At 71.7% G+C, this 20,276-nt stretch carries 19 protein-coding genes; 11 read left to right on the top strand and 8 right to left on the bottom strand.

The genetic code is table 11. The annotated features are described in order from the left end of the window. Positions 1-123: 123 nt before the first annotated feature. A complete protein-coding gene (locus ACIQRW_RS21260) occupies positions 124-366 on the top strand; it encodes a DUF397 domain-containing protein (RefSeq protein ID WP_003968242.1) in 243 nt (80 codons plus the stop codon). Between the two features lie 37 nt (positions 367-403). On the opposite strand, the gene ACIQRW_RS21255 is transcribed toward ACIQRW_RS21260, so the two are convergent. Next, the gene (locus ACIQRW_RS21255; RefSeq protein WP_403762502.1) at positions 404-910 is read right to left on the bottom strand and encodes an ATP-binding protein; all 507 of its coding nucleotides are present in this window, start codon (positions 908-910) and stop codon (positions 404-406) included. Between the two features lie 355 nt (positions 911-1,265). Here ACIQRW_RS21255 and ACIQRW_RS21250 point away from each other — a divergent pair, with 355 nt between their 5' ends. Together ACIQRW_RS21250 and ACIQRW_RS21245 are read left to right on the top strand one after the other, a co-directional pair. Next, entirely contained in the window at positions 1,266-2,129 is an 864-nt protein-coding gene (locus ACIQRW_RS21250; protein ID WP_403762499.1) for a helix-turn-helix domain-containing protein, read from the top strand. 58 nt (positions 2,130-2,187) lie between these two features. Then, positions 2,188-3,645: an aldehyde dehydrogenase family protein gene (locus ACIQRW_RS21245; protein WP_403762497.1), complete on the top strand. Its 1,458-nt coding sequence runs from the start codon at positions 2,188-2,190 to the stop codon at positions 3,643-3,645. A gap of 18 nt (positions 3,646-3,663) precedes the next feature. Here the strand turns inward: ACIQRW_RS21245 and ACIQRW_RS21240 are convergent, their stop codons facing one another. Next, the gene (locus tag ACIQRW_RS21240) at positions 3,664-4,665 is read right to left on the bottom strand and encodes a GlxA family transcriptional regulator (protein WP_403762494.1); all 1,002 of its coding nucleotides are present in this window, start codon (positions 4,663-4,665) and stop codon (positions 3,664-3,666) included. Positions 4,666-4,729: 64 nt separating this feature from the next. Here ACIQRW_RS21240 and ACIQRW_RS21235 point away from each other — a divergent pair, with 64 nt between their 5' ends. The 4 genes from ACIQRW_RS21235 (at position 4,730) to ACIQRW_RS21220 (ending at position 8,603) form a co-directional block, all read left to right on the top strand. Next, the gene (locus ACIQRW_RS21235) at positions 4,730-6,052 is read left to right on the top strand and encodes an MFS transporter (protein ID WP_403762491.1); all 1,323 of its coding nucleotides are present in this window, start codon (positions 4,730-4,732) and stop codon (positions 6,050-6,052) included. A gap of 24 nt (positions 6,053-6,076) precedes the next feature. Beyond that, on the top strand, positions 6,077-6,718 hold the full coding sequence (locus ACIQRW_RS21230; RefSeq protein ID WP_403762488.1) for a PadR family transcriptional regulator: 642 nt from the start codon (positions 6,077-6,079) through the stop codon (positions 6,716-6,718). Positions 6,719-6,795: 77 nt separating this feature from the next. Next, the gene (locus ACIQRW_RS21225; RefSeq protein WP_403762486.1) at positions 6,796-7,779 is read left to right on the top strand and encodes an ATP-binding cassette domain-containing protein; all 984 of its coding nucleotides are present in this window, start codon (positions 6,796-6,798) and stop codon (positions 7,777-7,779) included. Then, positions 7,776-8,603, top strand: a complete 828-nt coding sequence (locus ACIQRW_RS21220; RefSeq protein ID WP_403762483.1) for an ABC transporter permease — start codon at positions 7,776-7,778, stop codon at positions 8,601-8,603. The genes ACIQRW_RS21225 and ACIQRW_RS21220 overlap by 4 nt, the downstream gene beginning before the upstream one ends. Before the next feature lie 28 nt (positions 8,604-8,631). Here ACIQRW_RS21220 and ACIQRW_RS21215 read toward each other — a convergent pair whose 3' ends face one another. The 4 genes from ACIQRW_RS21215 to ACIQRW_RS21200 form a co-directional block, all read right to left on the bottom strand. After that, entirely contained in the window at positions 8,632-10,059 is a 1,428-nt protein-coding gene (locus ACIQRW_RS21215) for a glutamate decarboxylase (protein ID WP_403762480.1), read from the bottom strand. Positions 10,060-10,118: 59 nt separating this feature from the next. Beyond that, on the bottom strand, positions 10,119-10,742 hold the full coding sequence (wrbA, locus tag ACIQRW_RS21210) for an NAD(P)H:quinone oxidoreductase (RefSeq protein WP_403762477.1): 624 nt from the start codon (positions 10,740-10,742) through the stop codon (positions 10,119-10,121). Between the two features lie 126 nt (positions 10,743-10,868). Continuing rightward, entirely contained in the window at positions 10,869-12,188 is a 1,320-nt protein-coding gene (locus ACIQRW_RS21205; protein ID WP_403762474.1) for an ion channel protein, read from the bottom strand. A gap of 95 nt (positions 12,189-12,283) precedes the next feature. Then, complete coding sequence (locus tag ACIQRW_RS21200) at positions 12,284-12,649, bottom strand: YbjQ family protein (protein ID WP_403762471.1); 366 nt, start codon at positions 12,647-12,649, stop codon at positions 12,284-12,286. 150 nt (positions 12,650-12,799) lie between these two features. Here ACIQRW_RS21200 and ACIQRW_RS21195 point away from each other — a divergent pair, with 150 nt between their 5' ends. After that, positions 12,800-13,525 (top strand): DedA family protein, encoded by a 726-nt coding sequence (locus ACIQRW_RS21195; RefSeq protein WP_403762468.1) that lies wholly within the window; start codon positions 12,800-12,802, stop codon positions 13,523-13,525. Positions 13,526-13,708: 183 nt separating this feature from the next. Here ACIQRW_RS21195 and ACIQRW_RS21190 read toward each other — a convergent pair whose 3' ends face one another. Both ACIQRW_RS21190 and ACIQRW_RS21185 read right to left on the bottom strand, forming a co-directional pair. Further along, positions 13,709-15,412: a threonine/serine exporter ThrE family protein gene (locus ACIQRW_RS21190; RefSeq protein WP_403762465.1), complete on the bottom strand. Its 1,704-nt coding sequence runs from the start codon at positions 15,410-15,412 to the stop codon at positions 13,709-13,711. 187 nt (positions 15,413-15,599) lie between these two features. Next, positions 15,600-16,094: an inorganic diphosphatase gene (locus tag ACIQRW_RS21185; RefSeq protein WP_018959738.1), complete on the bottom strand. Its 495-nt coding sequence runs from the start codon at positions 16,092-16,094 to the stop codon at positions 15,600-15,602. 113 nt (positions 16,095-16,207) lie between these two features. On the opposite strand from ACIQRW_RS21185, the gene dacB reads away from it, so the two are divergent. The 3 genes from dacB to tilS all read left to right on the top strand — a co-directional run bounded on the left by dacB (position 16,208) and on the right by tilS (position 20,210). Further along, positions 16,208-17,677: a D-alanyl-D-alanine carboxypeptidase/D-alanyl-D-alanine-endopeptidase gene (gene dacB / locus ACIQRW_RS21180; RefSeq protein ID WP_403762462.1), complete on the top strand. Its 1,470-nt coding sequence runs from the start codon at positions 16,208-16,210 to the stop codon at positions 17,675-17,677. A gap of 61 nt (positions 17,678-17,738) precedes the next feature. Continuing rightward, on the top strand, positions 17,739-18,875 hold the full coding sequence (locus ACIQRW_RS21175) for a zinc-dependent metalloprotease (protein WP_403762459.1): 1,137 nt from the start codon (positions 17,739-17,741) through the stop codon (positions 18,873-18,875). Between the two features lie 210 nt (positions 18,876-19,085). Further along, positions 19,086-20,210, top strand: coding sequence for a tRNA lysidine(34) synthetase TilS (tilS, locus tag ACIQRW_RS21170; protein WP_403762456.1), 1,125 nt, complete (start codon positions 19,086-19,088; stop codon positions 20,208-20,210). Positions 20,211-20,276 lie beyond the last annotated feature (66 nt).

The following is a 20,276-nucleotide window of genomic DNA, read 5'->3' as shown; positions in this document are numbered from 1 at the left end:
CGGAAAAGCCTGTAATCAAAGGAACACCCGGCGTGCACGTGCATCTGCTCATGCATTGGCATATGAACAGAGCTATGATCCGAGCTAGTTGACACTTGCACCTTGCAACTCGGGGAGCGTCCTGTGCACCACGTGTACAACGGCATGGCGGCCACAGAGCTTCGCGGAGTCGTCTGGCAGAAGAGCAGGCACAGCAACTCCCAGGGATCCTGCGTGGAGTTCGCGCGGCTGCCCGGAGGGAATGTGGCGATGCGGAACTCCCGTCACCCCGACGGGCCCGCCCTCGTCTATACGCCCGCGGAGATAGAGGCGCTGCTGCTCGGCGTCAAGGACGGCGAGTTCGACCACCTCGCCGCCGGCGCCTGACGCGCGGTCCGGCCCATGACGGGCCGGACCGGGGCACTCACGAACCCGGCTTCGGGCTCTCCTGGAGCCGGAAAAGGGCCCAGACGACCTTGCCGTACAGCGGGCCCGAAGGCAGTTCTCCGAGCTGTACGGGAGAGGGGTGCCAGCCCCAGCTGTCGCTGACGCATTCCACCAGGAACAGTCCGCGGCCGGATTCGGCCGAATCCGCCGCCTCGCCCGCCACCGGGCTCTCCCGGCTGGGGTCGCGCACGGCGCACACCAGTCGCGAGGTCCAGCGCATCAGATGCAGTCGCACCGGCGGGTCCGTCAATTCCCGGGGCGGATCGCCGGGCAGCGCGTGGCGCAGGGCGTTGGTGACGAGTTCGGACACCACCAGGGCGACATCGTCGAAACGGTCGCCCAGCTCCCATCGCTCCAGCGTCGACCGGGTGAACTTCCGTGCCCCGCCGACCGCTTCGTAGCGTGCGGGCAGAGCGCAGGACGCCGATCCGGCAACCCCTGAGGGGTCGGTGGGGGGAAGCCCCTGCCGTAACGGCTCGAGCATCGTCGATCCATTCGTCCCCATACGAGGCACTCCCGGGATTCGCGGCTGTAGCGGCACTGCCTGTAGCGGTACTGCGGGGGGTACAGCGGCACAACACGAGCACGCAGGTGCGCGAGGACCATGGTTCCGAATGCGCAGAGCAGATGCAAGGGCAGATGCACGTGCACGCGCCGGACCTGCCCGATACCGTGGTGGTTCTGGGGTATTTCTTCCCGGGGTCAGTTTCGGAGCTTTCTGGACGTCTTCCCATTTCCGTAATCGAATGAGTACGGGCTGAAGCGTTTTGGTGGCAGAATCCGGCTCTTGGGGTTGGGGGGCTCCGGATGCCAGGTAGGCGATGGGGAGGGTCGGACCAGTGTCGGCAGGCGAGTCGAGTGGATCGGTGGTGCGGCGCATCCTCCTGGGCTCTCAGCTCAGGAGACTGCGGGAGTCGCGCGGAATCACCCGTGAGGCGGCCGGCTACTCGATCCGGGCCTCCGAATCGAAGATCAGCCGCATGGAGTTGGGACGGGTGAGCTTCAAGGCCAGGGACGTCGAGGACCTGCTCACGCTCTACGGGGTCGCGGACGAGGCGGAGCGCGACTCCCTCCTCGGGCTGGCCCGTGAGGCCAACGTGGCGGGCTGGTGGCACAGTTACGGAGACGTGCTGCCCGGCTGGTTCCAGACGTACATCGGTCTGGAGGGTGCTGCCTCCCTGATCCGTATCTATGAAGTGCAGTTCGTGCACGGGCTGTTGCAGACCGAGGCGTATGCCCACGCCGTCGTCTCGCGCGGGATGCGCGGAGCCTCGCCCGCCGAGGTCGACCGCCGGGTGGCCCTGCGGCTGGCGCGCCAGAAGGCCCTCGTCTCGGAGCGCGCCCCGACGTTCCACGCCGTTCTCGACGAGGCCGCGCTGCGCCGCCCGTACGGCGAACGCGACGTCATGCGTGCCCAATTGCGGCATCTGATCGATATGTCGGAGCAGCCGAACATCACGCTCCAGGTCATGCCCTTCAGTCACGGCGGTCATGCCGGCGAGAGCGGATCGTTCACGATGCTGCGATTCCCGGAATCCGACCTGTCGGACATTGTCTATTTGGAGCAGCTGACGAGCGCGCTCTATCTGGACAAGCCCGAGGAAGTCGCGCAGTACGAAAAGGCCATGGCGGGTCTCGCCCAGGACAGCCCCACACCGGAAGACAGCCGGGATCTTCTGCGCGGTCTACTCCAACTGGCGTAATTTCTCAGTACGATGACGTCGCATCAGGAGTCTGCGAACGCCTGCAGTAAGGGATTGCATGTCCTTCTTCCATGAACTGGCCCACCAGTACATCGACGGCGAGTGGCTGACCGGCAGCGGCTCGTGGGACATCATCGATTTCAATCCCTACAACGGTGAGAAACTCGCCGCCGTCACCGTGGCCACCGCGCTGGAGGTCGACCGGGCCTACCGGGCCGCCGAGCGGGCCCAGCGGGAATGGGCCGCCGTCAATCCCTACGAGCGTCGCGCCGTCCTCGAACGCGCGCTCCGCGTCACCGGTGAACGCGCGGAGGAGATCGTCGAGGCGATCATCGACGAACTGGGTGGCACCCGGCTGCGGGCCCAGTACGAGGTCCGGGGTGCGACCGAGTTCCTGCGCGAGGCGATCCGCCAGGCGCTGCGGCCCACCGGGCGGCTGCTGCCCGCCGTGGGGGACGGCCGGGAGAACCGGCTCTACCGGCTGCCCGTCGGCGTCGTCGGCGTCATCAGCGCCTTCAACTTCCCTTTCCTGGTGACGATGAAGTCCGTCGCCCCCGCCCTGGCGCTCGGCAACGCGGTCGTCGTGAAACCCCATCAGAACGCGCCCGTCGTGGGCGGCGGTCTGATAGCGAGGATCTTCGAGGACGCCGGGCTGCCGGCCGGGCTGCTCAACGTGGTGATCACCGACAGCGCGGAGATCGGCGACGCGTTCATCGAGCACCCCGTGCCCAAGGTGATCTCGTTCACCGGATCGGACCGGGTCGGCCGGCACATCGCGGCCACCGCGGCGGGCGGCTTCAAGCGGACCATCCTCGAACTGAGCGGGAACAGCGCCCTGGTGGTGCTGGAGGACGCCGACGTCGACTACGCGGTCCGGGCGGCCGTCTTCAGCCGCTTCCTGTACCAGGGGCAGGTCAGCATGGCGGCCAACCGGATCCTGGTGGACCGGTCGGTGGCGGCGGAGTTCACCGAACGGTTCACCGCCGAGGTGGCCGCCCTGAAGACCGGGGACCCGAGGGACCCGGAGACCCGGATCGGACCGGTCATCAACGCCTTCCAGGCCGACGCGTTGGACGCCCTGGTGGACCGGGCGGTCGCGGACGGCGCGACGGCGCTCGTGCGCGGCCGGACCGTCGGCAACGTCGTCGGCCCGACCCTCCTGACCGGCCTCGCGGAGGACTCCCCGCTGCTTCAGCAGGAGATCCTCGGCCCGGTGGCCCTGCTGATGACGTTCGACGGCGAGGAGGAGGCCGTGCGGATCGTCAACGAGAGCCCGTACGGGCTCAGCGGCGCGGTGCACACCCGGGACGCGGAGCGCGGGGTGAAGTTCGCGCAGCGGATCGCCAGCGGGATGTTCCACGTCAACGACTCCACCGTGCAGGACGATCCGCTGGTCGCGTTCGGCGGCGAGAAGACGTCCGGGGTGGGGCGGTTGAACGGCGAGGCCGTGGTCGAGGCGTTCACCACCCAGCGGTGGATGTCGATCCAGCACGGCCGCTCGGTCTTCCCATTCTGACGGGGGCGTGCGCCCTCGTCAGTTCCCCGGCCCCCGGAACGTGGTGCGGTAGGCGCTCGGCGAGACGCCCAGCGCCGTGTGGAAGTGGTGGCGCAGATTGGCCGCCGTGCCGAGCCCGGCGCGCGCGGCCACCTGCTCGACGGGCACGTCCGACTCCTCCAGCAACTCCCTGGCCAGTTCGATACGTTGCCGGGTCAGCCAGTTCATGGGCGTCAGGCCGACCTCGTCCCGGAACCGCCGGGTGAAGTGCCGCACGCTCATCGACTCTTTGGCCGCCAGCTGCCCCAGTGTGATCGGGTCCTGGAGCCGCCGCAGCGCCCACGCACGGGCGGCCGAGGTCCCCGGAGCCGACCGTTCCGGCACCGGCCGGCGGATGTACTGGACCTGCCCGCCCTCGCGGTGGGGCGGCACGACCGTGCGCCGGGCCACGTCGTTCGCGACGGCGCTTCCGTGGTCGCGGCGGATCATGTGCAGGCAGAGGTCGATCCCGGAGGCGCAGCCCGCCGAGGTCAGCACGGTCCCCCCGTCGGTGTACAGCACGTCCGGGTCCAGCTCGACCCGGGGGAAGAGCCGGGCGAACAGCTCCGTGTACCGCCAGTGGGTGGTCGCCGTGTGGCCGTCGAGCAGCCCGGCCGAGGCCAGCACGAACGCTCCGGTGCAGATCGAGGCCGTCCGGACGCCGGGCCGGATCAGCGCGAAGGCCTCCGCCAGCGGGGCCGGGAGGGCCGGCGTCTCCTGGACGTAGTCCTCGTACGAGGACAGGACGATCACGGTGTCGGCCTCGGCCAGCGCCTCGGGGCCGTGCGGGACGGCCACGGTGAAGTCGCCGTCCGTGCGCACGTCCCCGGGCGACAGGGAGCAGGTGGCGACCTCGTACAGCGGCTCGCCGTCCGCCGAGGCCCCCTGCCTGGCCTGGCCGAAGAGCTGGTGCACGATGCCCAGCTCGATGGGGAGCAGGACCGCGCGGGCGAGCACGGCGACGCGGTGCCGCCCGGGGTGGGTGAAGACCGTCATGGCCATATCTTTGCGCACCTGGTCCATCTGGACACTCGTGGGGGCGGGCCCCGCTCGCGACGCTGAACCCATGGCCCCTTCGACCTCGGTATCCCCGTCCGCCCCGCCCTCCGGCCGGCCCTTCCGGATCCACCGTGCCTGGCTGATGGCCGTCGTCGCGGGCGCGGCGATCGTCACGGCCGGGGCGTTCACCACCGTGCCGGGTCTGCTGGTGACGCCCCTGCACGAGGAGTACGCCTGGGAGCGCGGGCAGATCGCTCTCGCCGCCTCGGTGAACATGGTGCTGTTCGGCCTCACCGCCCCGTTCGCGGCGGCGCTGATGGACCGGATCGGGGCCCGCCGCGTCGTCATGGGCGCGCTGCTCCTGGTCGCGGCGGGGGCACTGCTCACCGGCGTCATGACGCGGCCGTGGCAGCTGGTCGCGTACTGGGGCGTGCTGATCGGCCTCGGCAGCGGCTGCCTGACCATGACGTTCGCCGCCGGGATCACCGCCCGCTGGTTCGACCGGCGGCGCGGCCTGGTGACCGGTGCGCTCAGCTCCTCCAGCCACCTGGGCCAGCTGCTCTTCCTGCCCCTGCTGGCCTGGTCCGTCGGCCGCTTCGGCTGGCGCCCGCCGGTGGTGACGCTGGCGCTCGTGGCCCTGGCGGTCGCCGCCCTGGTGTTCCTGCTGCTGCGCGACCACCCGGCGGACGTGGGTGTGAAGCCGTACGGGGCAACGGAGTTCGTTCCCCGGCCGCCGCCGGTCCCCGGGGCGGCCGGGCGGGCGCTGAGGGTGCTGCTGCGTGCGGCGCGCACCGGTCCGTTCTGGCTGCTCGCCGGGGTGTTCGCCCTCTGCGGGGCGTCGACCAACGGCATCATGTGGTCCAACTGGGCGCCCGCCGCGCATGATCACGGCATGCGGGCCACGGCGGCGGCCTCGCTGCTGTCCCTCGTCGGGGTCTTCTCCGCCCTCGGCGCGCTGCTGGCGGGCTGGCTGACCGACCGGTTCGACCCGCGCCGGCTGCTGACCGTCTGCTTCGCCGTCCGCGCGCTCACCCTGCTCGCGCTGCCCCTGGTGTTCACCTCCACGGTCACGGCCCCGATGCTCCTGTTCGTGGCGGTCTACGGACTCGTCGACGTCGCGACCGTGCCGCCCGTCATCGAGCTCGCCCGCCGTGTGTACGGGGACGACGGCCCCGTCGTCTTCGGCTGGACGAACGCCGCCCACCAGCTGGGGGCGGGCGCCTCGGCGTTCCTCGGGGCCACCGCGCGGGACGTTTTCGGCACGTACGACGTGGTGTGGGCCGCGCTGGCGGCCGGCTGCCTCGTCGCCGCGGTGCTGGCCCCGGCCGTACGCGTGAGGGCACACCGACCGGCCGAACGCAAGCGGGCGGGCTACCCTAGTCAAAGTTGAATAGGAAGATGGGTGTTGGGTGTCATGTCCGCGATCCGACTGCTGGTCCTCGGTGCCGTGCGCATGCACGGCCGCGCACACGGCTATCAGGTCCGCAACGACCTGGAGTACTGGGGCGCGCACGAGTGGTCCAACGCCAAGCCCGGGTCGATCTACCACGCCCTGAAGCAGATGGCGAAGCAGGGACTGCTCCTCGCGCACGAGACGGCCCCCTCCACGGCGGGCGGCCCGCCGCGCACCGAGTACGAGCTCACGGACGAGGGGCTGGCGGAGTGCCGCCGCCTGCTGCGTGACGCCATCCGCTCCTACGACCAGAACATGGACGTCCTCTCGGCGGCCATCGGTTTCATCGTCGACCTGCCCCGGGCGGAGGCGGTCGCGCTGCTCAGGGAGCGGATCGAGGGCATGGAGGAGTGGCGCAAGTCGGTCACGGAGTACTACACCCCCGAGGAAGGCCCCGAATCCCTCGGCCACATCGGCGAGATCATGAACCTCTGGGTGCACTCGGCCGACACCGGGGCGGAGTGGACCCGGGGTCTGATCGCCCGCATCGAGGGTGGCGCGTACACCTTCGCCGACGAGGGTGACCCGTTCGTCGGGCTGCTCGCCGATGACGAGGAGAACCCCTACGCCACGGGTGTTCCCCACCCCGGAGACCGCGACTAATCAAGTTTGACGAATGATGGATCCGGGTTTACCTTCGACCTCCTAGTCAAGTTTGACTACAGGAGGGTGCGGGAAACGTGACCGAAGCGATCGTCATGGACGGCGTGCACAAGCGGTACGGGGAGAAGCGCGCCCTGGACGGACTGGACCTGGCCGTCGGCAGCGGCACCGTGCACGGAGTGCTCGGCCCCAACGGGGCGGGCAAGACCACCGCCGTACGGATCATGTCGACGCTGCTGCGCCACGACGCGGGCCGGGTGACCGTGGCCGGCCTCGACGTCCGCGAGCGGGCGGGCGAGGTGCGGCGCAGGATCGGGCTGCTCGGCCAGCACGCGGCGGTGGACGAGCAGCTCGGCGGGCGGCAGAACCTGGAGATGTTCGGGCGGCTGTACCACCTGGGCGCACGCCGGGCGGGCAGCCGGGCGGACGAGCTGCTGGAGCGGTTCGGCCTCGCGGACACCGGGCGCAAGGCCGTCAAGCAGTACAGCGGCGGCATGCGCAGGCGCCTCGACCTGGCCGCGTCGCTGATCACCGACCCGGACGTGCTGTTCCTGGACGAGCCGACGACCGGCCTCGACCCACGCGGCCGGACCGAGGTGTGGGACGCGGTGCGGTCCCTGGTCGGCGGCGGCACCACGGTCCTGCTGACCACGCAGTATCTGGAGGAGGCGGACCAGCTGGCCGACCGGATCTCCCTCATCGACGACGGCCGGGCGGTCGCCGAGGGCACCCCCGACGAGCTGAAGGCCCTCGTCGGCGGCGACCGGATCGACATCGTCCTGCGCGACGCGTCCCGGCTGGTGGAGGCGGGCGCCCTGCTCGGCGGCGCGGACCTGGTGCTGGACGCCGACCGGCGGCGGATCGGCGCGCCCGCCCCGGACCGGATGGCGGCCCTGGCGCGGACGGTACGGGTGCTGGAGGAGGCGGGCATCGAGGCGGAGGACATCGCGGTGCGCCGCCCCACCCTGGACGAGGTGTTCCTGTCGCTGACCGGACAGCCCGCCGGCGAACGGCGTACGGAGAAGACGGCGAAGGCGGAGAAGGCGGAGGTGGCGGCATGAGCGCGGCGACGACGACGGCGGCCGGACCGGGCGGGGCGCCCTCCCGCTGGGGATGGGCACTGGCCGACTCCTGGACGATGACCCGCCGCGAACTGGCGCACTGGGCCCGGCAGCCCGTCGAGGTGCTCGTCGGCCTGGTCTTCCCGGTGATGCTGCTGCTGATGTTCACGTATCTGGTCGGCGGCGGCCGGGGCGTGGACGGCGACCCCACGGAGTTCCTGGTCCCCGGGATGCTCGCGCTGACCATGGCCTTCGGCCTGGAGAGCACGATGCTCGCGGTCACCCAGGACCTCGGCAAGGGCGTCATCGACCGCTTCCGCTCGATGCCGATGGTCCCCGGCGCCGTCCTGGTCGGCCGCAGCGCCGCGGACATGCTCCAGTCGACGGCCGCGCTCGCGGTGATGACCGGGGTCGGTTACGCGGTCGGCTGGCGCTGGCACCACGGGGCCGCCGCCGCGCTGGGGGCGTTCGGGCTGCTGCTCCTGCTGCGGTTCGCGATGCTCTGGGTCGGCATCCTGCTGGCCATGGTGGCGGGGCGGCCGGAGATGGTCGCGGCGGTCCAGATCCTGGTCTGGCCGGTCGGCTTCCTCTCCAACGTCTTCGCCACCCCCGAGTCGATGCCGGGCTGGCTGGGCACGGTGGTCGAGTGGAACCCGATGTCCGCCACGGCCACCGCCGTACGGGAGTTGTTCGGCAATCCGGGCGGCGCCACCGGCTCCTGGGCGGCCGAGCACGCCCAACTCCTCGCGGTGCTCTGGCCGGTGGCCATCATCGCGGTGTTCTTCCCGCTGGCCGTGGCCAAGTTCGCTCGGCTCAGCCGGTAGCCGTGCTCGGCCGTGCCCGTAGCCGTGCTCAATGGTGGAAGGCCGTCGAGGCCGCCCGGTCATGGCTCAGCGGGTGCTTCTGGGACCGGAGGTCGGGAAGCAGCAGCCTGAGGTCCTCGATCAGCAGCTCGGCCAGGTCCGAGGAGAACCCGTTGCGGCACACCACGCGCAGCACGGAGAGGTCCTGCCGGTTGGCGGGGAAGGTGTAGGCGGGCACCAGCCAGCCGTGCTCCCGCAGCCGGCGGGACACGTCGAACACGTCGTACGCGTGGACGTCCGCGTTCGTCGTGAAGGCGAACACCGGCAGCTCGTCGCCCCGGGTGAGGAGCCGGAAGTCGCCCAGCTCCTCCACCGCGCGGGCCAGGCCGCGGGCCACGTCCCGGGAGGCCTGCTGGACCGCGCGGTAGCCCTCGCGCCCGAGGCGCAGGAACGTGTAGTACTGCGCGACCACCTGCGCCCCGGGCCGGGAGAAGTTCAGCGCGAACGTCGGCATGTCGCCGCCCAGGTAGTTGACCCGGAAGACCAGCTCCTCGGGCAGCGCGTCCGCCGTCCGCCACAGCGCCCAGCCGACCCCCGGGTAGACGAGGCCGTACTTGTGGCCCGAGGTGTTGATCGACGCCACCCTCGGCAGCCGGAAGTCCCACACCAGGTCCGGGTCGAGGAAGGGCGCCACCATCGCGCCGGACGCCCCGTCCACATGGACCGGGATGTCGAGGCCGGTCCGCTCCTGGAGGGCGTCCAGGGCCGCGCACAGCTCGGCGATCGGCTCGTAGGACCCGTCGAAGGTGGAGCCGAGGATGCCGACGACCCCGATGGTGTTCTCGTCGCACAGCTCGGCGGCGGCCGCCGGGTCGAGATGGAACCGCTCGCCCTCCATCGGGACGAGCCGGGCCTCCACCTCCCAGAAGGCGCAGAACTTCTCCCAGCAGACCTGCACGTTGACGCCCATCACCAGATTGGGCCGGGCCGTCGCCGGATAGCGGTCCGCGTTCCGCTTCGCCCAGCGCCGCTTCAGGGCGAGCCCGGCGAGCATGCACGCCTCGCTCGACCCGGTGGTCGAACACCCCACGGTCGCCCTCGGATCGGGCGCGTTCCACAGGTCGGCGAGCATCGCCACACAGCGCCGCTCCAACTCGGCGGTGCGCGGGTACTCGTCCTTGTCGATCATGTTCTTGTCCCGGCACTCACCCATCAGGACGCCGGCCTGCGGCTCCATCCACGTGGTGACGAACGTGGCCAGGTTGAGCCGGGAGTTCCCGTCGAGCATCAGCTCGTCGTGGACCAGCCGGTACGCAGTCAGCGGCGGCAACGGCCCGTCGGGCAGCCGGTGCCGGGGCGGCGCGGTGGTCATCGCGGCCGTCGGGTCGGCCTCGCCGAAGAACGGGTTCAGGGCGAGCCTGCGCCGCTCCTCGGAGGGTTCGTCCTGTTCCGGGTGGGCACCGCGGTGGAGCGGCATGGGGAGGCCCTTCTCTCGGCCGAAGCGGTCGGGGTGCGGGGTCGGCTCTCGGTGCGGGGTCAGCTCTCGGCGGCCAGGCCCGCCTTGATCGCCCGGGTGAACTTCACGACCCGCTCGGCCTGCACCCGGGCGGCGGTCAGGGTCTGCTCGCCGACCGGGATGTCGCCCTGCCCGGAGACGTGGGAGGTGCCGTACGGGTTGCCGTCCACGAACTTGGTGGGGTCGGTGTACCCGGGGGCGACGAGGATGCCGCCGAAGTGGTGGATCGTGTTGTAGAGCGCGAGCAGTGTGGACTCCTGGCCGCCGTGGGCGGTGGAGCTGGAGGTGAAGCCGCTGTAGACCTTGTCGGCGAGCTGCCCCGCCTGCCACATCCCGCCGAGCGTGTCGATGAACTGCTTCAGCTGGGCGGTGACGTTGCCGTACCGGGTCGGCGAACCGAAGACCACCGCGTCCGCCCACGCCATGTCGTCCGGCGACACCTCGGGGATGTCCGCGGTCGCGGTCACGTTCGCGGCCCACGCCGGGTTGGAGTCGATGGCCGCCTGCGGGGCGAGCTCCGCCGCCCGGCGCAGCCGCACGTGTGCCCCGGCCCGCTCCGCGTCCCCGGCGATGGCCTTCGCGATCGCGGCGACGGTGCCGGTGGAGGAGTAGTAGATGACGGCGACGTTGACGGGCGTGGGCATGCGGGGGCCTCCGGCGAAGCAGGATCGTTACAAGGCGGTGCAAAGAGCACGAACCAGACGATACGGAGGTTCCGTGCGTCCGGCGCGCCGGACGGGGCCTTCTCCGTGACCGTGGGAGCGGCCCCCTCAGCGCAGCGGCTTCCCGTCCCCGTCCAACTGCATCTGGGGCCGCCCGGTGATCAGCAGCCAGGCGGGCAGGGTGGCGGCGCACAGCAGCGGCAGCACGGACGCGTCGCTCACCAGCACCGCCGCGGTGAACAGGCTCACCCAGCCCTGCCGGGTGACGGCCAGCAGCACGCCCAGCACCGCACAGGACACCGCGAGCGACGGCGGGACCGCGTCGACCAGCGCGTGGGCGCAGAGCCCCAGCGACACCCCCGCGAAGACCGCCGGGAAGATCCGGCCGCCCCGGAAACCGCAGGTCGCCGCGGTCACGAGGGCGGCCATCTTCACCACCGCCATCCCCGCGAACTCCCCGGCCGACCAGCCGTCCGGGTCCCCGGCGAGCACCTTCACCTCGTCGAGCCCCTTGAAGAGGGTGAGGTGGCCGCCCAGTGCGCCGAGCAGCCCCAGCGCCAGCCCGCCCAGCGTCAGGGCGAGCACCGGGTACCGCAGCGCCGTGAAGACCCGGTGGGCCACCGGGAAGGCGTACACCGCGAGCAGGCCGAGGAGCGCGCCCGCCGAGGCGATCAGCAGGGCGGAGAGCAGATCGCCCCAGTGCGGTCCCGCGTACGCCGGGAGGGACAGGTCGAAGCTGGGGTGCGCGATCAGCGACATGGTCAGCGCGCCCGCCGTACCGGCCGCGAGCGGGGCGAACAGCCGGTCCCAGAACGCCCCGGGGCCCGGCTGCGAGGCCAGCGTCTCGGAGAGGATCAGCGCGGCGGCGACCGGGGTCCCGAAGAGGGCCCCGATGGTCCCGGCCGCGGCGAGCGCCACCCAGAGTTCGCCCGGCGCCCCGGGCGCGAACCGCCGGCCGAGCCAGAAGGCCAGCGCGATGTTGGCCGCGGTGATCGGGTTCTCCGGCCCGAGGCTCACCCCGCCCGCCAGCGCCAGGGTGGTCACCAGGAGCAGCCCGGGCACGATGCCGGGCCTCATCGGCGCGTCCACCAGGCCGGTGGTGGCCGGATCGGGCCCGCCGTGACCGGGCATGGCCCGCAGGACGAGCCCCACCGCGAGGCCGGTCGCGGTGAGCATCACGATCATCCACAGCGAGGAGAACCGCCCCACCCCGAGCGCGTCGGGCAGGGTCTCCCAGAGCACGTCCTGGAGCCTCTCCGCCAGCAGGCTCACCCCGAGCAGGATCAGCGCGCAGGCGACGCCGACGGCGATCGCGGGCAGCACGAGCGGCAGCAGCCGCCGGGCCGGGGCGGCGGGAGGGTGCGGGGGAGCCGGCGGGGGCGGGGGAGCCGGCGGGGATGCGGGGGATTCGGGGGATTCGGGGGCCACCGGCTCACCCTAGGGTGGCGAAGCGGACAAAACGCCTCAAGGGTGGCCCCAGCGGCCCCGCGTCACGCTCGGGCCGCGCCCGCACCCCGAACGCGTCACACCTTGCTGATCACCGCCGCCGTCCCGTACGCGCAGACCTCCGTGCCGACGTCCGCCGCCTCCGTGACGTCGAAGCGCATCATCAGGACCGCGTTCGCCCCCCGGGCCCTGGCCTGCTCCACGAGCCGTTCCATCGCCTGGTTGCGGGTCTCGACCAGGGTCTTGGTCAGCCCTCTCAGCTCGCCGCCGATCATCGACTTCAGCCCGGCGCCGATCTGGCTGCCGAGGTGGCGCGACCTCACGGTCAGCCCGAAGACCTCGCCGATGACCTGCGTCACCTGGTAGCCGGGTACGTCGTTCGTGGTGACGACCAGCACGTCCGCCTGGGCCGCCTGGCCACCGCCGAATTCCTCAATGCCCATATTTGTGGCACCTCCTGTGATCAGCTTCGGGCCGCTTCCTGAGGTGCGCATTCCCGCTGTGCGCCACTGGAACCAAGGGCACCGGCCGGGCGTTGATAGCTTGGGGCAGCCACAGAGCCGCCATCGCACACCATCCTGGAGCCCGGACCCTTGAATACGCTTGCGCTCGGACCGAGCTGGCTGGACCCGGACTATCTGCTCAACACGTTCGGGCTCCCCGGCCTCCTCCTCATCGTCTTCGCCGAGTCCGGCCTCCTGATCGGGTTCTTCCTGCCCGGCGACTCGCTGCTGTTCACCACGGGGCTGCTGGTGACCACGGGCCAGCTGAAGTACCCGCTCTGGCTGGTCTGCACGCTGGTCGCCGTCGCCGCGATCGTTGGCGACCAGGTGGGCTATCTCTTCGGCCGCAAGGTCGGTCCGGCCCTCTTCAAGCGCCCCGACTCCCGCCTCTTCAAGCAGGAGAACGTGGAGAAGGCCCACGAGTTCTTCGAGAAGCACGGCCCGAAGTCCCTGGTCCTGGCGCGCTTCGTGCCCATCGTGCGCACCTTCACGCCGATCATCGCGGGCGTCAGCCGGATGAACTACCGCTCCTTCATCACGTACAACATCGTCGGCGCGATCCTCTGGGGCGTCGGCGTCACCGTGCTCGGCGCGATGCTCGGCAAGATCGACTTCGTGCACGAGCACATCGAGATGATCCTCATCCTGATCGTGCTCATCTCCGTGGTGCCGATCGTGGTCGAGGTGCTCCGGGCCCGCAGCCAGGGCAAGAAGGCCGCCGCGGCCGAGGCGCTGGAGGGCGACGGCACCGGCCGCCCCCCGGCGGGCGGCAACGGCCCCTCCACCGGCCAGCGCGGCCGGCACGCCAAGCGCTGACCTCGCGCCGCGTACGTACGCACCGAAGGCGCCCCTCCCGCAGATCCGGGGAGGGGCGCCTTCGTCGTACGGGCACGGGCGCGGGCAGGCACGGACACACGGACACGCGCGCTAGGTACGGGCGCGAGGTACGGGCAACGCGCGGCCGCTCGGGGGGCGCGAGGCCCCGAGGCGTCCGCGCGCTCAGAACCCCCGGGTCCGCTTCGCCGCCCGGCGGCTCGCCCCGCCGACCGCGCCCGGCACCCCCATGAACAGCCGCGAGATCTCGCTCCCCAGGTTCACCCCGATCGCGATGGCCAGCGCCGTCGCGACCGCCGTCGACAGCGACGCCAGCCCCGTGTCCAGCTCGTTCTGCGCCACACCCAGCAGACCGAAGTACGTCGCCGAACCGGGCAGCAGCGGCCCGATCGCCGCCGTGATGTACGGCAGCGAGGAATGGAACCGGTAGCGCGAGAACAACTGGCCGAACAGCCCCACCAGACCGGCCGCCACCGCCGTCGCCGCGACCGGCGAGATGCCCCCGGTCCGGGCCATCGCCCCGAAGATGATCCAGGCCACCCCGCCGTTGAGGGTGACCGCCAGCACGGTCGACCGCTCCTGCTGGAGCAGCACCGCGAAGGCCAGGCTCAGCGCCATCGACGCCAGGATCTGGATCGCCGGTTCGTTGTACGGCACGAACCGGGCCTCGGGATTGAGCTGGGCCCCCAGCTGCAACCCCAGGTACAGGACGATCAGCACGCCCGCGACGATCCCGATGAAGAAGTACATGACCTCCAGGAGGCGGGCCGAGGCGGTGATGTAGTAACCGGTCAGCCCGTCCTGCACCCCCGCCACCAGCGCCCGCCCCGGCAGCAGCGCGAACAGCCCACCGGTGATCACCGCGGACGGGCGGATGTCCGTCGAATGGGTCAGCGTCAGCGCCACCCCCATCGCGGCGGGCGGCATCGCGGCCACCGTGAACTGGTAGAACTCCGGCAGCCCGCGCCCGGCGCACAGCCACGCGAGACGGTCGCCGAGCATCGCGCCCGCCGCCGCCACGACGAACACCAGGAACCCGCCGCCGACCAGCACGGAGGCCGAACCGGCCAGCAGCCCGGCGGCCGCCGTCAGCACCCAGCCCGGATACGGGTGGCGATTACGGCGGATCTCCGCGAGCCGCCGGTAGGCCTCCTCCAGCGAGATCTCGGTGTCCGTGCTGGTGATGTCGTCGACCAGCCGGAACACGGCCGCCAGACGGGTGTAGTCGGTGCCCCGGCGGCGTACCGTACGGCTCGCCGTCACCGGGTCGTCGACCAGCGACGGCTGGTGCGAGATGGACAGCAGCGTGAACGTGACCGTCGGCTCGCTGCGGTCGAGACCGTAGGACCGGGTCACCGCGAACATCGCCGCCTCGACGTCCTCGGCGCCCTCGCCGCCCGCCAGCAACAGCTCCCCGATACGCAGCGTCAGGTCGAGCACGCGCGGCACGGCGGGACCCGTCTCGTCGTCGGTCCGCTGGATCGCCTCCGTGGCCGGACGCTCGGTCACCGGCATCCGCAGCATCGTGCGCATCCGGTCCTGCCAGGGCGCCTCCTTGGTCAGCCTGACCATCGGAATGCCCTGCGCCGGGGTGAACGCGGGCGGCGCCTGCTGGGCGTTGTACGCGCTCGGCGGGGTGAAAGCGGAACTCAGCGTGTCGGAGTTCGAACCGCCCCCGGAGCCGCCGCCCGAACCGCCCGAACCGGCCTGATCCTGGTGCACACCGGTCGGCAGCGCGAACTCCGACGTCGGATGGTCCTCCTCGGGCGGCGACGCCGGATGACTCGTCCCCGCGGGCGGTGCGAAAGCGCTCCGCGCCTCGTCGGACTGGGGCTTCTGGTCCTCAGGACCGCCCGATTCCGCCACCACTCGACCTCGTTCCTCCTCGACTGCACGTCACTGGGGGTGCCCCGTCGCACGTGTGCCCAGTATGGCCACGGGCATGGGCCCCGCACGCGCGGAAGTGCGGACAGCGAAACGGGCGGCACACCCGCGAAGGTGTACCGCCCGTTCCGAGACGGCCGTCCGGCTCACAAACGGAACCGGAAGAGGGACGTCAGTGCGCGCCGCCCTGCGCCTCAAGACGCTTGTACGAGGCCTCGATCTCGGCCTCCGCCTCGGTACGGCCGACCCAGTCGGCGCCCTCGACGGACTTGCCCGGCTCCAGGTCCTTGTAGACCTCGAAGAAGTGCTGGATCTCCAGGCGGTCGAACTCCGACACGTGGTGGATGTCGCGCAGGTGCTCCACCCGCGGGTCGGACGCCGGGACGCAGAGCAGCTTGTCGTCGCCGCCCGCCTCGTCGGTCATCCGGAACATGCCGATGGCACGGCACTTGATGAGGCAACCGGGGAAGGTCGGCTCGTCCAGAATGACCAGCGCGTCCAGCGGGTCGCCGTCCTCGCCGAGGGTGTTCTCGACGAAGCCGTAGTCGGCCGGGTAGCTGGTCGAGGTGAAGAGTCGACGGTCCAGGCGGATCCGACCGGTCTCGTGGTCCACCTCGTACTTGTTCCGCGAACCCTTCGGGATCTCGATGGTGACGTCGAACTCCACGGGTGGCTCCTCCATGATCAACACATACGACTGGTGATTAAGTGTCCCCCACGCAGAAGAGTGCTCGCGAAAGGGGCTGGTCAACGGTGGCCGAGCCGGTGGAAAGACCGTCGATGCGCCCGTCGGACCCGTGGGGCAGGCTGAAGGTCCTGAAGAACAGACACAACGGGTCGTACACCTGGCAGGTCATCGCAGGCTCCGCAACGCTCGGCCTGGTCGTCGCCGCCGGCGCCGTCCTCGCCGCCGGCCCCTGGGACAACGGTCAGCGTAAGGCCGAGCGGGCACTGGCAGTCACCGCGGACCGAACAGGTGGCGCACATCACGGCCGCCCGACGCCCGACGGCCCCCGCCCGGCCCCCAGCGCCCCGGCCGTCCTTCCGGCCCTCGGCACCACCACCCACGACGCCCCGAGGGACGCCGCCGCGCTCCGCGACACCCTCGCCCCGCTCATCGGCGCGCCCGAACTCGGCGACAAGGTCGCCGCGTCCGTCATCGACACCGCCACCGGCAAGCAGCTGTACGGAACCGGCGCCACCACCGCGATGACCCCGGCCTCCACCATCAAGATCGCCACCACCACCGCCGCGCTCTCCGCCCTGGGCCCCGACCACCGCATCGCCACCACCGCCGCACTCTCCCCCGACGCCCGCACCCTCACCCTCGTCGGTGGCGGCGACCCCACGCTGAGCAGGGCGGCCCTGCGCTCGATGGCCGCCGACACCGCGAAGGCCCTGCGCGAGGACGGCGACGACGGCGAGGACCCAGCAGGCCCGGTACGCCTCACGTACGACATCTCCCGCTACACCGGCCCCGTGCTCCACCCGATCAGCCCCAACGAGAACATCGCCCCCGTCACCGCCCTGATGGTCAACGAGGGCCGCCTCGACGACACGGACCGCGGCCCCGCCGAGCGCACCGACGACCCCGCCGGTGACGCCGCCCGCGCCTTCGCCGCACAGCTGAAGAAGGCCGGCGTCAAGGTCACCGGCACACCCCGCGAGGCCCGCCCGGCGAACAAGGCCCGCACCGTCGCCACCCACCACTCGGCCCCGCTCGCCGCCCTCGTCGAGCGCACCCTCACCAACAGCGACAACGACATCGCCGAGGCACTCGCCCGGCAGACCGCCATCGCCAAGGGCGAGAGCGCCGACTTCGCCGGAGCCCGCCGCGCCGTCACCAACGAACTGAAGAAGCTGGGAGTCCCGGTGACCGGGGCCCACCTCGCCGACGGCAGCGGCCTCGACCGCGACGACCGGGTCACCCCCGCCCTCCTCACCGCCCTCCTCGCCCGCGCCGCCGACCCCGACCGCCCCGGACTGCGCCCGGTCCTCACCGGCCTCCCGATCGCCGGATTCAGCGGCACCCTCGGCGACCGCTACCGGGACGGCTCCGAAGGCACCGGTCTGATCCGTGCCAAGACCGGCACCCTCAACCGCGTCAACTCCCTCGCCGGAACCGTCGTCGACCCCCGGGGCCGCCTGCTCGCCTTCGCCTTCCTCGCCTCCGGCAGCCTCTCCGCGACCGAGGCCGAACCCGCCCTCGACGCCCTGGCCACCGCACTCGCCCGCCCGGCGGCCGGGTAACCCCCCCGAAGAGCGGTGCAAGACCCCACCACCGGGCGACGGGCTCACGTACGGTTGACGCATGACGAGCATCGGTGGTGCCCAGATGGTCGACTGGAATCTCGCGGTGGCGACCGCGACCCGACTGGTCCGGCCCGGCCCCGACATCAGCCGCGAGGAGGCCCGCGCCGTCGTCGCGGAGCTGCGGCGGCATGCCAAGGCCTCGGAGGAACACGTCCGGCTCTTCACCCGGATGATCCCCGAGGGGACCGAACCCGAGGACACCCCCGTCCTCGTCGTCGACCGGGCCGGCTGGATCAAGGCCAACGTCGCCGGCTTCCGCGAACTGCTGCGCCCCCTGCTCGCCAAGATGGAGAGCCGCAGGTCCGGCGGACCCGGCGGCGCAGTCCTCGGCGCCGTCGGCGGCAAGGTCACCGGCGTCGAGCTGGGCATGCTGCTCTCGTTCCTCGCCTCCCGGGTCCTCGGCCAGTACGAGACGTTCGCACCGGCCACCCGCGACCTCCCCGCCTCCGCCAACGGCGGCGGCCGGCTGCTCCTCGTCGCCCCCAACATCGTCCACGTCGAACGCGAGCTGGACGTCGACCCGCACGACTTCCGGCTCTGGGTCGCCCTCCACGAGGAGACCCACCGCACCCAGTTCACCGGCGTGCCCTGGCTCCGCGACCACCTCCGGGGCGAGATCCAGACGTTCCTCGACGAGACCGACGTCGACCCGATGACCTTCCTGGAACGCCTCCGCGAGGCCGCCCAGTCCCTCTCCGGCGCCGGACGCCCCGAGGGCGAACAGGGCGAGAGCGACAGCCGGAGCCTCGTCGACATCGTCCAGACCCCCGCCCAGCGCGAAGTGCTCGGCCGCCTCACCGCCGTCATGTCCCTCCTCGAAGGGCACGCGGACTTCGTGATGGACGGCGTGGGCCCCGACGTCGTCGGCTCCGTCTCCGAGATCCGCGAGAAGTTCCAGCAGCGCCGCGCCCAGGGCGCCGGCCGCCTCGACCAGGCCCTGCGCAAGCTCCTGGGCCTGGACGCCAAGCTCCGGCAGTACAAGGACGGCGAGAAGTTCGTACGATCGGTCGTCGAAGAGGTCGGCATGGACGGCTTCAACCGCGTCTGGACCTCACCGAACACCCTCCCGACCAAAGCCGAGATCGCTCAGCCCGCCGACTGGGTCGCGCGGGTGCACCGTAAGGCCGAATCCTGACCGTCGGGCGGTTCCAGGGCCTCTCGTTCGGATCAGGCCCTGACCGATATTGGTCCGCCAATCACCCATCCGAGGGACCGTAGGGGCATGGGAAGGCGTGCAATGCTCGATGAACAGCTTGCCTCTGTCACCATCGACGCACTCTGAGTGACGGGACTCACGCGTTCCGGCGCTCGACGCTCCTCCCGAACTCCACGAAGGGCACCGGACATGGGTCCCCATCCTGCGGTCGCGGCGATACGCCTGGCGGTCCGCCGCGTACTCCACGACGTACTCACCGAATTCCACCGGCACGCCGACCACGACCGGCCGGCCGACGCGGCGAGGCGCCCCGCGCACGCCGCCCGCTCCCGCTACGCCGAGGCCGGCGCCGCGGGCAGGACCGCTCTCCCCGAACGGCCCGCACTCCCCGACCGGCCCGACACCCCGCTCGTGCTCGTCGCCTGCTCCGGCGGCGCCGACTCCATGGCGCTCGCCTCCGCCCTCGCGTTCGAGGCCCGCAAACTCGCCGTCCGGGCCGGCGGCATCACCGTCGACCACAACCTCCAGCCGGGATCCGGCCTCCGCGCCGCCGAGGTCGTCACCCGGCTCACCGCCATGGACCTCGACCCCGTCGAGGCCGTCGCCGTGCACGTCGGGCGCGAGGGCGGCCCCGAGGCCGCCGCCCGCGACGCCCGCTACGCCGCGCTGGACGCCGCCGCCGAACGCCACGGCGCCGCCGCCGTCCTGCTCGGCCACACCCGCGACGACCAGGCCGAGACCGTCCTCCTCGGCCTCGCCCGCGGCTCCGGCATCCGCTCGCTCTCCGGCATGGCCGCCGCTTCAGGGCCGGCCGACCGCTACCGCCGCCCCTTCCTCCAGCTCGACCGGCAGGCCGTCCGCAAGGCCTGCCTGGTCCAGTCCCTGCCCGTCTGGGACGACCCGCACAACATCGACCCCGCCTACACCCGCTCCCGGCTCCGCCACGAAGGCCTGCCCGCCCTGGAGAAGGCGCTCGGCAAAGGCGTCGTCGAAGCCCTCGCCCGCACCGCCCAGCTCTCCCGCGACGACGCCGACGCCCTGGACACCTGGGCCGCCGAGGCCGAGCTGTCCGTACGCGACGAGACCGGCCGCCTGGAGTGCGCCAAGCTCTACGTCCTGCCGCCCGCGGTACGCCGCCGGGTGCTGCGCCGCGCACTGATCGAGGCCGGGGCGCCCGCCGGCTCCCTCTTCGCCCGGCACCTCGAAGAAGTCGACCGCCTGATCACCGGCTGGCGCGGCCAGCGGGCCATCAACCTGCCCGGCCGCGTCGAGGCGCAGCGGCAGGGTGGCAGACTGTTCATTCGGCAGAGCTGACGCGCGAGCGGCTGAAGTGCAGGCGAACAGCCGGCCCGGCCCGGGGCGCTTTCCCGGGCCGGCAGG

Origin of the sequence: Streptomyces sp. NPDC091287 (assembly GCF_044768525.1) — a bacterium.
In the GTDB taxonomy this organism is placed as follows: domain Bacteria; phylum Actinomycetota; class Actinomycetes; order Streptomycetales; family Streptomycetaceae; genus Streptomyces.
This window is presented reverse-complemented; position numbering and strand designations above follow the sequence as displayed.